Consider the following 12,280-nt stretch of genomic DNA (forward strand, 5'->3'; position numbering starts at 1 on the left):
GCGTGGCCGGGGGCACAATCGCCCCACCATGTGGACCTCCATCGAAGACAGCCTCTGCGAGCTGGGTGAATCGCCGTTCTGGCATCCGCACGAACGCGCGCTCTACTGGCTCGACATCCCGGGCCGCGCCGTGCTGCGCACGCGCGGCGAGATCGGTTCGCCCACGGCCACGGTCGAGCGCTGGGCGCTGCCCACCGAGCCCGGCTGCATGGCGCCGGCACGCACGGGCGGCCTCGTGATCGCGCTGCGCGACGGCATCTACCGGGCCCGCGAGTGGGGCGGCAGCCTCGTCGCGATGGCGCGCGCGGAGCACGACGTGCGCACCATGCGCTTCAACGACGGCAAGTGCGACGCGCTCGGCCGCTTCTGGGCCGGCTCGCTCAACGAGGCCAAGGACCGCGCCAACGCCGCGCTCTACTGCTTCGACGCACGCCCGGGAGACGTCTCGCCCACCATCACGTCGATGCTGGAGCATGTCACCACCGCCAACGGCCTGGCGTTCTCGCCCGACAACGGCACCCTGTACTGGGCCGACACCGCCGCGCACGTGGTGCGCGCCTGGGACTGGGACGCCGAGGCCAACACGCTGTCGCATGCGCGCGTGTTCCAGCAGTTCGACCCCAAGCCCGCGGGCTGGGTACCCAGCACGCCCACGCACTACGACGGCCGCCCCGACGGCGCCACCGTCGACGCCGCCGGCCACTACTGGGTCGCGATGTTCGAAGGCGCGCAGCTGCTGCGCTTTGCGCCCACGGGCGAGCGCGTGGCCGCCATCGCGGTGCCGGTGCAGTGCCCGACCATGCCCTGCTTCGGCGGCGACGACCTGCGCACGCTGTTCGTCACCAGCGGGCGCAAGGGCCGCCCGGCCGACGAGCTGGTGCAGCGCCCGGCCTCGGGCACCGTGCTCTCGATGCGCGTCGACACGCCGGGCCTGCCGGTGAATTTCTTCGAAGACTAAGAAGGCGTGAACGAACCCGCCATGTCCGCTCATCCCGCCCAGACACGCCCCCTCGGCGTTGCAAATGCTCGCCATAGCCCGAGCTATGGCTGCGCTTTGCGCCTTGATGGGGCGCGCCTGGGCGGGCTGCTCGGCCACGCCGGATTCATTCACGCCTTCTGAGCTCTCCGGCTGCCCCGCGGATGGCCCTGCACCACATCCCCCCGATCCAATGCCTGCTGACCTTCGAGGCCGTCGCGCGCCTGCGGCATGCGGGCCGCGCGGCCGACGAGCTGTGCGTGACGGCCAGCGCCGTGAGCCACCGCATCCGCCAGCTCGAGGCGCACGTGGGCTTCAAGCTCTTCGGGCGCAGCGACTTCAGCCTCACGGCCGACGGCGCGGCCTACCTGGCGAACGTGCGCGTCGGCCTGGCCGCGCTGCAGCAGGCCACGCCCGGCAGCCGTGACGCGGCGCTGCGCGCACCGCGCCTGAGCGTGGCCGTCACGCCCACCTTCAGCCGCCAGTTCCTGATGCCGCGGCTGGAGCTCTTTCGCAACATCTACCCCGACATCGAGCTGGCGCTGCACGTGTCGATCCCGCTGCTCGACGTCACGGCCGAGCAGACCGACCTGCAGGTGCGCTACGGCATCGGCGCGTACGCCGACTGCGAGCACCGCCTGCTCATCGCCGAGGACGTGGTGCCCGCCTGCAGCCCGAGCTACCTGAACGAGTTCGGGCCCTTCGACGGTTTTCGCACCGCGGCCGAGATCGCCAGCGCGCGGCTGATCCGCAGCCCGCTCGAGCCCTGGGGCACCTGGTTCGCGAGCTGCGGCATCGACCAGCCCGAGCCGCACCTGGGTGCGCAGTTCAACGACCTGGGCCTGGTCTACGACGCGGCCGCCAGCGGCTTCGGCGTGGCGCTGGTGCGACAGAAGCTGGGCGCCGCCTGGTTCGAATCGGGCCGGCTGGTGGCGCTGTCGGAACGGCCCGTGCCCTCGCCGCACCGCCACTACATCTGCTGGCAGCCGGGCACGCTGGAGCGCTGGGAGTGCGCGGCCTTCGTCGACTGGATCGTTCAGACGCTGCACTGACCGACACGTCGGCCCGACAAATTTTTATCAAGGTCCGGGCAAAAAACCTTCAATCCGGACGGCGCGCTTCTCCCTAGAGTGCGGGGCACAACAACAGCCTCCCCGGAGACAACGCATGACCTGGCAGCAGATCTACGACCCGTTCGGCAACATGATCATTTCCACCGCGCTCGCCGCGATCCCGGTGGTGGTGATGCTTGCGTGCCTCGGCTTCTTCCACATCAAGGCCCACATCGCCGCCGGCCTGGGCCTGCTGGCGGCGCTGGCCGTCGCCGTCTTCGCCTACGGCATGCCGGCCGAGATGGCCGGGCGCGCCGCGCTCTTCGGCGGCTTCACGGGCCTGCTGCCGATCGGCTGGATCGTGCTGAACATCATCTTCCTGCAGCAGCTGGCCGAACAGAACGGCAGCTTCAAGGTGCTGCAGGACTCGCTCTCGGGCATCACCGAAGACCGCCGCATCCAGCTCCTGCTGATCGCCTTCTGCTTCGGCGCCTTCTTCGAGGGCGCGGCGGGCTTCGGCACGCCGGTGGCGGTCACGGCCGGCATCCTGATCGGCCTGGGCTTCTCGCCGCTGGCCGCCTCCGGCCTCTCGCTGATCGCCAACACCGCGCCGGTCGCCTTCGGCGCGCTCGGCACGCCGGTGATCACGCTGGCCAAGGTGCACGGCTACGACCTGATGGAAGTCACCGCGATGATCGGGCGCCAGCTGCCGTTCTTCTCGCTGCTGGTGCCGTTCTGGCTGGTGTGGGCCTTCGCCGGACGCAAGGCGATGATGGAAGTGTGGCCGGCCATCCTGGTCACGGGCGTGTCGTTCGCGGTGCCGCAGTACCTGGTGTCGAACTTCATCGGCCCCGAGCTGGTCGACATCATCGCGGCCATCGTGTCGATGGCCAGCCTGGTGCTGTTCCTGCGCGTGTGGCAGCCCAAGAACGTGTGGCGCTCGCCCTCGCTGCGCGGCAAGGACGTGAGCGCGCACGAGGCCAAGCCGCCGGCCGCCATCGTCGTGCACAGCCGCGAGGCGCTGGTGCGCGCGTGGATGCCCTGGGTGATCCTCTCGGTGTTCGTCTTCATCTGGGGCCTGCCCTCGGTGAAGACCGCGCTCAACGGCGTCTTCGCGCCCTCGTTCCCGATGGGCGGGCTGCACAACCTGATCGAGAAGATGCCGCCGGTGGTCACCGCGCCCACCAAGGAAGGCGCGGTGTACGTGCTGAACCTGCTGTCGGCCACGGGCACCGGCATCCTGCTGTCGGCGATCGTGAGCGCGCTGTTCATGAAGTACAACCCGATCGAGATCGTGCGCACCTTCGTGCGCACGCTCTGGATGGTGCGCTACTCGCTCATGACCATCGTGCTGATGCTCGCGCTGGGCACGCTCACGCGCTACTCGGGCACCGACACCACGCTGGGCCTGGCGTTCGCCAACACCGGCGTGTTCTATCCCTTCTTCGGCACGCTCATGGGCTGGATCGGCGTGGCCATGACCGGCTCCGACACGGCCTCGAACGTGCTGTTCGGCGGCATGCAGAAGGTCGCGGCCGAGCAGCTCGGCCTGGCGCCCAACCTCATGGGCGCGGCCAACAGCTCGGGCGGCGTGATGGGTAAGATGATCGACGCCCAGTCGATCGTGGTGGCCTCCACCGCCACGCGGTGGTTCAATCACGAAGGCGACATCCTGCGCTACGTGTTCTTCCACTCGATCGCGCTGGCCTCGCTGGTCGGCCTGTACGTGACGCTGCAGGCCTATGTGTGGCCATTCACCCTGATGGTCGTCCGCTGAAAGTTGTTCCCGCCATGAATGCTCCCGTCACGACCGACCAGCACGCACAGCTGTCGAAGGCGGAGCGCCAGGCGCAGGTGGTGCGGGCGCTGCAGGCGCACCTGCCCGCGCATGCGCTCATCTGGCACGCCGAAGACACCACGCCCTACGAATGCGACGGCCTCACGGCCTACCGCCAGCGCCCGCTGGTGGTGGCCCTGCCCGAGACCGAGGCGCAGGTGGCCGCTGTGCTGCGCGCCTGCCATGCGCTGGCCGTGCCCGTGGTGGCGCGCGGCGCCGGCACCGGGCTCTCGGGCGGCGCCATGCCGCACGCGCTGGGCGTGACGCTGTCGCTGGCCAAGTTCAACCGCATCCTGAAGGTCGACCCCGTGAGCCGCACGGCCGTCGTGCAGTGCGGCGTGCGCAACCTCGCCATCAGCGAGGCCGCCGCGCCCTTCAACCTGTACTACGCGCCCGATCCGTCGAGCCAGATCGCCTGCACCATCGGCGGCAACGTGGCCGAGAACTCGGGCGGTGTGCACTGCCTGAAGTACGGCCTCACGCTGCACAACGTGCTGCGCGTGCGCGGCTTCACGGCCGAAGGCGAACCCATCGAGTTCGGCGGCGAGGCGCTCGATGCGCCGGGGCTCGATCTGCTCGCGCTGGCCATCGGCAGCGAAGGCATGCTGGCCGTGACCACCGAGGTCACGGTCAAGCTCGTGCCCAAGCCGCAGCTGGCGCGCTGCATCATGGCCAGCTTCGACGACGTGCGCAAAGCCGGCGACGCGGTCGCGGCGGTGATCGCGGCGGGCATCATCCCGGCCGGCCTGGAGATGATGGACAAGCCCATGACCGCCGCCGTCGAAGACTTCGTGCACGCGGGCTACGACCTCGACGCCGCCGCCATCCTGCTGTGCGAATCGGACGGCACGCCCGAAGAGGTCGAGGAAGAAATCGGCCGCATGACCGAGGTGCTGCGCGGTTGCGGCGCCACCGCCATCGCCGTGAGCACCAGCGAAGACGAGCGCATGAAATTCTGGAGCGGCCGCAAGAACGCCTTTCCGGCGTCGGGCCGCATCAGCCCCGACTACATGTGCCTGGACTCCACCATCCCGCGCAAGCGGCTCGCCGACATCCTGCTGGCGATCCAGGAGATGGAGAAAAAATACAACCTGCGCTGCTGCAACGTGTTCCACGCAGGCGACGGCAACCTCCACCCGCTGGTGCTGTTCGATGCCAACGACCCCGACGAGTTGCATCGCTGCGAGCTGTTCGGCGCCGACATCCTCGAGACCAGCGTCGCCATGGGCGGCACCGTCTCGGGCGAGCATGGCGTGGGCGTGGAAAAGCTCAACAGCATGTGCGTGCAGTTCACCGCGGCCGAGAACGAGCAGATGTTCGGCATCAAGCGCGCCTTCGACCCCGCCGGGCTGCTCAACCCCGGCAAGGTGATTCCCACGCTGCAGCGCTGCGCCGAGTACGGCAAGGAAGTGGTGCGCGGCGGCCGGCTGGCGCATCCCGACCTGCCGAGATTCTGAGAGCTTCATGAACACGGATACCGCCCTCCAGCAGGTCGTCGAGCGCGTGCGCGCCGCCGCGGCCGATGCCACGCCGCTGCGCCTGCGCGGCGGCGGCACCAAGGATTTCTACGGCCAGCCGCCGCGCGGCGAGCTGCTCGACCTGCGCGCGCTCAGCGGCATCACGAGCTACGAACCCAGCGAGCTGGTCGTCACCGTGCGCGCCGGCACGTCGCTGGCCGAACTCGAGGCCGCGCTCGCTGAACAAGGCCAGTGCCTGCCGTTCGAGCCACCGTGCTTTGCAGACGGCGGAACCGTCGGCGGCATGGTCGCCGCCGGCCTCAGCGGCCCGTCGCGCGCCAGCGTGGGCGCGGTGCGCGACTACGTGCTCGGCGCCACGCTCATCAATGGCCGCGCCGAGGTGCTGAGCTTCGGTGGCCAGGTGATGAAGAACGTCGCGGGCTACGACGTCTCGCGCGTGCTGGCCGGCTCGCTCGGCACGCTGGGCGTGATCGCCGAAGTGAGCCTCAAGGTGCTGCCCGTGGCGCCCGCCGAGGCCACGCTCGCCTTCGCCTGCAGCCAGGCCGATGCGCTGCGCCTGCTCAACGAGTGGGGCGGGCGCCCGCTGCCGCTGAACGCGAGCAGCTGGTTCGAACACGCGCCCGGCGCGGGCGTGCTGCGCCTGCGGCTGCGCGGCGCCGTGGCGGCCGTCGAAGCGGCCTGCGCGCAGCTCGGCGGCGAACGCCAGGACCCGGTGCGCGCGGCCGCCGGCTGGGCCGCGCTGCGCGACCAGCGCATGCCGTGGTTCACGCTCGATGCCGACGGTGCGCTGGCGCTGTGGCGGCTGTCGGTGCCGCAGACCGCGCCGGCGATCGCCATCGAGGGCTGCGCCGCGCCGCTGGTCGAATGGCACGGCGGGCAGCGCTGGTACCTCGCGCCGCCCGCGCAGGCGGCGCGCCTGCGCGAAGCCGCGCGTGCCGCCGGTGGCCATGCCACGCTGTTCCGCGTGCCCGCGGCGCAAGCTGCGGACTGCGACGTGCCGCGCTTCGACGCACTGAGCGCGCCGGTGGCACGCATCCATCGCGCGCTGATGCAGGAGTTCGATCCGCACGGGGTCTTCGACCGCGGCCGGCTCTTCGCAGGCGAGTCCTAAAAAAAGAAACGACACCCACCCCGCGATGCAAACCGAACTAGCCCCCGAATTCCGCGACACCGACGCGGGCCGCGAAGCCGAAGCCATCCTGCGCAAGTGCGTGCATTGCGGCTTCTGCACCGCCACCTGCCCGACCTACCAGCTGCTCGGCGACGAACTCGACGGGCCGCGCGGGCGCATCTACCTCATCAAGCAGGTGCTCGAAGGCCATGCGCCCACGCGCAGCACGCAGCTGCACCTCGACCGCTGCCTCACCTGCCGCAACTGCGAGAGCACCTGCCCGAGCGGCGTGCAGTACGGGAACCTGGTCGACATCGGCCGCAAGATCGTCGATGAGAAAGTGCCGCGCCCCGCCATGGAGTCGGCCACGCGCTGGCTGCTGAAGGAGGCGCTGCCGTCGCCGCTGTTCGGCCCCGCGATGAAGCTCGGCCAATCCGTGCGCGGCCTGCTGCCCGAAGCACTGAAGGCCAAGGTGCCCGCCCAGCAGGACGCCGGCCGCTGGCCCACCGCCACGCATGCGCGCAAGGTGCTGATGCTCGCGGGCTGCGTGCAGCCGTCGATGGCCCCGAACATCAACAGCGCGACCGCGCGCGTGCTCGACGCGGCCGGCATCCAGGCCGTGATGGCGCCCAAGGCGGGTTGTTGCGGCGCCGTGAAGTTCCACCTCAACGACCAGGAGGGCGGCAAGGCGCAGATGCGCGCCAACATCGATGCGTGGTGGCCCTTCGTCGAAGGCAACGAGGTCGAGGCGATCGTGATGAACGCCTCGGGCTGCGGCGTCACCGTGCGCGAGTACGGCCACCTGCTGCAGCACGACGCGGCCTATGCCGCCAAGGCCGCGCGCATCAGCGCCCTCACGCGCGACCTGAGCGAGCTGCTGCCCGAGCTCGTACCCGCGCTGCAGGGCCGCGTGCGCGCGCCCGAAGGCGTGGTCGCCTACCACCCGCCCTGCACGCTGCAGCACGGCCAGAAGCTGCGCGGCGGCGTCGAGACGCACCTGCGCGCGCTCGGTTTCGACGTGCGCGTGGCCATGAACGAATCGCACCTGTGCTGCGGCTCGGCCGGCACCTACTCGGTGCTGCAGCCCGAGCTGGCCTACCCGCTGCGCGACCGCAAGCTCGGCCACCTGAAGCAGCTGCAGCCCACGACCATCGCCTCGGCGAACATCGGCTGCATCACGCACCTGCAAAGCGGCAGCGGCGACACGCCCGTGCGGCACTGGGTCGAGCTGCTCGACGCGGCGCTGCAGCCGCCCGCAGGGTAGGGCGCGCGCGCACGGCAGGGTACGCTGCCGTCCGACGTGCGCACCGCGCGTTCGGGGCGCATCATGGCGAATCGAAGACGCTGCAAGGAGTTCGTGCCATGTCTTTCGTTTCTGCTTTTCCGCTGCCCCGTGCATTGCTGGCCGCTGCCTGCATCGCAGGCACCGTCGCCGCGCAGGCGCAGCAGCCGCCCTCGGCCCTGCCGCCCTGGCAGGGCATCGGCACCACGCGCTATGTGTGCGGCGGCATCGGCTCCGACGAGTCGAACGCCATGCGCGCCGCCATGAAGAACCACCCGCTGTCGCTGCTGTTCGCGCGCGCCGACGGGGCGTACCTGGCCAACCTGAACGTCGCGATCAAGGGTGGCGACGCGAACTCGTCCGCCGCCATGGCCTTCACCGCCACCGGCCCGGTGTGCCTCATCGACCTGCCGGCGGGGCGCTACGTGATCGACGTGAGCACCTCGACGGGCGAAACCAGGAGCCAGACCGTGACGGTCGGCGGCGCGCCGAAGAGCGCCGACTTCCGCTTCTGAACTCAGCCGGCGGCCAGCGCCGCCTCGATGTCGCGCGTGAGCGAGGCCGGCGTGTCCAGCGGCGCGTAGCGCTTGAGCACCGCGCCGTCGCGCCCGACCAGGAACTTGGTGAAGTTCCACTTGATGGCCGTGCTGCCCAGCAGGCCCGGCTTTTCCTTGGTGAGCCACTGGTACAGCGGCAGCGCGTTGCTGCCGTTGACGTCGATCTTCTCCATCATCGGGAAGCTCACGCCGTAGTTGGTCATGCAGAAGGCGCCGATTTCCTCGTTGGTGCCCGGGTCCTGCCCGCCGAACTGGTTGGAGGGGAAACCCAGCACCGCGAGGCCCTGGTCGGCGTACTTTTCGTGCAGCGCTTCCAGGCCTTCGAACTGCGGCGTGAAGCCGCAATTGCTCGCCGTGTTGACGATCAGCAGCACCTTGCCGCGGAAGGTCGAGAGCTTCACCGGCTTGCCGTCGATGCGGGTAGCCTGGAAGTCGTAGACGCTGGTCATGGAGAGAGCTCCTCAGGTGGACGCGGAAACGCCATCATCGCGCGCGGGCGGGGTTCGCGCAAACGCCGACCACACCGCGCCCAGCACGATCAGCGCGCCGCCGACGAGGATGCGCGAGTTCATGGTGGACGCCCCCAGCGCCACCGACGAGACACTGGCGAACAGCACCTCCGACAGCATGATCACCGAGGTCGCGCTGGCCGCCAGCTTGGGCGCGCCGTACTGCAGGCACACGTTGGCGACGATGAAGCCCGTGCCCAGCAGCGCGGCCCAGCCCAGCCAGCCCGGCGAGGCGAGCAGCGGCGAATCGATGCCGCCGAATGCAGTGCCGCTCACCGCGCCGACGCCCGCCACCACGGTGCAGCCCCAGAACATGGCCAGCGCGCGCGACTCGCCCGGCGCATGCCGCAGGTGGCGCAGCACGATGTTGGTCACGGCAAAGCCGAAGCCCGCCGCCACGCCCAGCCAGTCGGGCAGGCTCGAGGGCACCGGCCAGTCGGTACCCGGCGCCTTCAGCACCACCACCACGCCGGTGAGCGCCAGCGCCACGCGCATCAGCGCGCCGCCCGTGGGCCGCTCACCCAGCAGCAGCCAGGCCAGCAGCACGCTCCACAGCGGCATCAGGTAGAACAGCAGCACCACGCGCACCACGTCGCCCTGCGTCACGGCCCAGTTGAAACCCACGTTGGTGAAGCCCGCCGCCAAGCCCAGTGCCGCCAGCATCGGGAACGCGGCGAAGGCCTTCCAGGCGTGCCGGCGCACGAGGCCCATCGCCGTGGCGATGACGAGGTAGATCAGGCAGGTGGTCCACAGCGGATGCAGGCCGTGGCTGGCGATCTGGCGGAACGGAATCCACGAAACGCCCCACACGAAGGCGTTGAACATCAGGGCGAGGGCGGGCATGGGGCGTTGGAGTGGGGGCGCTCGGCGCGCCGGCCATTGCACCAACGCGGTCGCGCGAAATCAGTGGTGCTTGTCGCTGCGGGCGATCGCGAGGAGGTGCTCGACTTCCTCAGGATACTTCTTGAGGTTGTTCTCGTGCCAGCGCTTGATGATCCACATGCAGCCTGCCACCACGAGGCCGAAGGCGCTGATCGCGCCGTAGGCCGACAGGCCCAGGCCCGTGCACACGCTGTAGAAGCCGCCCAGCAGAAGGATGCAGGCCTGCTCGTTGAAGTTCTGCACGGCAATGGAGCGGCCCGCGCCCATCAGGTTGTGGCCGCGGTGCTGCAGCAGCGCGTTCATCGGCACCACCAGGAAGCCGCCCAGGCCGCCCAGGATGATCAGGAACGGCACTGCCAGCCAGACGTTGCCGATGAAGTTCATGCAGATCACCATCAGGCCCATCGCGATGCCCATGGGGATCACGCGCGTGGCCATGTCCAGCCGCATGTACATCGAGGCCACGATGGCGCCCACCGCGGTGCCGATGGTGACCACGCCGGTCAGCGCCGAGGCCTGGGTGGTGTTGTATTCGAGCGCCACGGCGGCCCAGGCCAGCACGATGTACTTGAGGTTGCCGCCCGCGCCCCAGAACAGCGTGGTGGTCGCCAGCGAGATCTGGCCCAGCCGGTCGCGCCACAGGCGGGCGTTGCAATGCCAGAAGTCGGGCAGCAGGCCGGCCAGGTTGCGCACCATGCTCTGCTCGGGGTTGGAGCGCAGCGGGCGCATCTCGACGCCGGTGTGCGGGATGCGGGTGTTGAACCAGGCCGCGAGCACGTAGACGAAGATCAGCACCGCAATGGCGGCTTCGGCCGGCGAGTCGATGCCGGTGTCGATGAACGGCAGGTCGATGAGCAGCAGCTGGCTGGACACCGCATGGCCCACCAGCATCCCGCCGAGCACGATGCCCAGCAGGATCGAGGCGATGGTCAGCCCTTCGATCCAGCCGTTGGCCTTGACCAGCTGCGACGACGGCAGCAGCTCGGTGAGGATGCCGTACTTGGCCGGCGAGTAGGCCGCCGCGCCCAGGCCCACGATGGAATACGACAGCAGCGGGTGCGAGCCGAACAGCATCATCAGGCAGCCCACGACCTTGATCGCGTTGCTGATGAACATCACCTTGCCCTTGGGCAATGCGTCGGCAAAGGCGCCCACCAGCGGGGCCAGCACCACATAGAAGACCGCGAAGATCGGCACCAGGGCGGCCCGCTGCCATTCGGGGGCGCCCGAACTTCGCATGAGATCGACGGCAACGACGAAAAGCGCTTGGTCGGCCAGCGACGAAAAGAACTGGGCCGACATGATCGTGTAAAAACCGCGCTTCATCGATGGGCTGGCTGGCCAGAGGGTCTGCTGGCGGTAGTGAAAAAGTGTCGCGTCAGGCGCGAATGGGCGGTTATAGCATGGGGGTACGACGCGAATTCAGGCATCCCCACGGGATTCGACCCCATTCCCGAAGATGCTAAAACGTGGTCTGAAACCACCCCAACACCCGCCATGCCGCGCCCCATTCTCGCCACCGTCCACACCGCCGCCCTGCGCCACAACCTCGACCGCGCCCGCCGCTCGGCCGTCGATGCCCGTGTCTGGGCCGTGGTCAAGGCCAACGCCTACGGGCACGGCATCGAGCGTGTCTTCGAGGGCCTGCGCGGCGCCGACGGCTTCGCGCTGCTCGACCTGGCCGAGGCCGAGCGCGTGCGCGCGCTGGGCTGGCGCGGCCCGGTGCTGCTGCTCGAAGGCGTGTTCGACGCGCGCGACCTGGAGCTGTGCTCGCGGCTGGACCTGTGGCATTCGGTGCACTGCGACGAGCAGATCGACATGCTCGCGGCCCACAAGACCCTCAAGCCGCAGCGCGTGTTCCTGAAGATGAACTCCGGCATGAACCGCCTGGGCTTCTCGCCCGAGCGCTTCGGGTCGGCCTGGACGCGCCTCAATGCGCTCCCGCAGGTCGACGAGATCTCGCTCATGACGCACTTCAGCGACGCCGACGGCCCGCGCGGCATCGAGCATCAGCTCGAGGTGTTCGAGCGCGCCACGCGCGACCTGCCCGGCGAACGTTCCATCGCCAACAGCGCGGCCACGCTGCGCCACGCGCCGCGCACGCGCGGCGACTGGGTGCGCCCCGGCATCGTGCTGTACGGCAGCGCCCCCGACTTCCCCGAGCACGACGCGGCGCACTGGCAGCTGCAGCCGACCATGACGCTGTCGACCCGGCTCATCTCGGTGCAGACGCTGAAGGCCGGCGACACCATCGGCTACGGCTCGCGCTTCGCGGCCGACGGCCCGCTCACCATCGGCATCGCGGCGGTCGGCTATGCCGACGGCTACCCGCGCCACTGCGACACCGGCACCCCGGTGCTGGTGAACGGCGTGCGCACCCGCATGGTGGGCCGCGTGAGCATGGACATGATCACCGTCGACCTCACGCCCGTGCCCGATGCCGCCTTCGGCGCCGAGGTCACGCTGTGGGGCCGCTCGGCCCTGACCGGCGCGGTGCTGCCGATCGACGAGGTGGCCCAGGCCGCCGGCACCGTCGGCTACGAACTCATGTGCGCGGTCGCGCCGCGGGTGCCTTTCGCACCCGCCGACGAATGAC

At 69.8% G+C, this 12,280-nt stretch carries 11 protein-coding genes; 8 read left to right on the forward strand and 3 right to left on the reverse strand.

Annotated features, from left to right (window positions below):
- Window positions 1-28 precede the first annotated feature (28 nt).
- From FFI97_RS30020 to FFI97_RS30050, 7 genes are all read left to right on the forward strand, one after another.
- Window positions 29-958 (forward strand): SMP-30/gluconolactonase/LRE family protein, encoded by a 930-nt coding sequence (locus tag FFI97_RS30020; protein WP_139703422.1) that lies wholly within the window; start codon window positions 29-31, stop codon window positions 956-958.
- 182 nt (window positions 959-1,140) lie between these two features.
- On the forward strand, window positions 1,141-2,028 hold the full coding sequence (locus FFI97_RS30025; protein WP_062482020.1) for a LysR substrate-binding domain-containing protein: 888 nt from the start codon (window positions 1,141-1,143) through the stop codon (window positions 2,026-2,028).
- 115 nt (window positions 2,029-2,143) lie between these two features.
- Window positions 2,144-3,805, forward strand: a complete 1,662-nt coding sequence (locus FFI97_RS30030) for an L-lactate permease (protein WP_139703424.1) — start codon at window positions 2,144-2,146, stop codon at window positions 3,803-3,805.
- 14 nt (window positions 3,806-3,819) lie between these two features.
- Window positions 3,820-5,322 (forward strand): FAD-linked oxidase C-terminal domain-containing protein, encoded by a 1,503-nt coding sequence (locus FFI97_RS30035; RefSeq protein ID WP_095949826.1) that lies wholly within the window; start codon window positions 3,820-3,822, stop codon window positions 5,320-5,322.
- A 7-nt stretch (window positions 5,323-5,329) separates the two neighbouring features.
- The gene (gene glcE, locus FFI97_RS30040; protein WP_139703426.1) at window positions 5,330-6,454 is read left to right on the forward strand and encodes a glycolate oxidase subunit GlcE; all 1,125 of its coding nucleotides are present in this window, start codon (window positions 5,330-5,332) and stop codon (window positions 6,452-6,454) included.
- Window positions 6,455-6,479: 25 nt separating this feature from the next.
- Window positions 6,480-7,718: a glycolate oxidase subunit GlcF gene (gene glcF, locus FFI97_RS30045; protein ID WP_139703428.1), complete on the forward strand. Its 1,239-nt coding sequence runs from the start codon at window positions 6,480-6,482 to the stop codon at window positions 7,716-7,718.
- Window positions 7,719-7,816: 98 nt separating this feature from the next.
- Window positions 7,817-8,251, forward strand: a complete 435-nt coding sequence (locus FFI97_RS30050; RefSeq protein ID WP_139703429.1) for a carboxypeptidase regulatory-like domain-containing protein — start codon at window positions 7,817-7,819, stop codon at window positions 8,249-8,251.
- Window positions 8,252-8,253: 2 nt separating this feature from the next.
- Here FFI97_RS30050 and FFI97_RS30055 read toward each other — a convergent pair whose 3' ends face one another.
- The 3 genes from FFI97_RS30055 to lplT are packed head-to-tail and all read right to left on the reverse strand — an operon-like array spanning window position 8,254 to window position 11,010.
- Window positions 8,254-8,742, reverse strand: coding sequence for a glutathione peroxidase (locus FFI97_RS30055; protein ID WP_139703432.1), 489 nt, complete (start codon window positions 8,740-8,742; stop codon window positions 8,254-8,256).
- Between the two features lie 12 nt (window positions 8,743-8,754).
- Window positions 8,755-9,645, reverse strand: a complete 891-nt coding sequence (locus FFI97_RS30060) for a DMT family transporter (RefSeq protein WP_139703434.1) — start codon at window positions 9,643-9,645, stop codon at window positions 8,755-8,757.
- A gap of 60 nt (window positions 9,646-9,705) precedes the next feature.
- Window positions 9,706-11,010 carry a lysophospholipid transporter LplT gene (lplT, locus tag FFI97_RS30065; protein WP_062476894.1) on the reverse strand — a complete coding sequence of 435 codons (1,305 nt, stop codon included), beginning with the start codon at window positions 11,008-11,010 and terminating at the stop codon, window positions 9,706-9,708.
- Window positions 11,011-11,181: 171 nt separating this feature from the next.
- On the opposite strand from lplT, the gene alr reads away from it, so the two are divergent.
- Window positions 11,182-12,279, forward strand: coding sequence for an alanine racemase (gene alr / locus FFI97_RS30070; RefSeq protein WP_095743190.1), 1,098 nt, complete (start codon window positions 11,182-11,184; stop codon window positions 12,277-12,279).
- Window position 12,280 lies beyond the last annotated feature (1 nt).

This window comes from Variovorax sp. KBS0712 (assembly GCF_006323185.2).
In the GTDB taxonomy this organism is placed as follows: domain Bacteria; phylum Pseudomonadota; class Gammaproteobacteria; order Burkholderiales; family Burkholderiaceae_C; genus Variovorax; species Variovorax boronicumulans.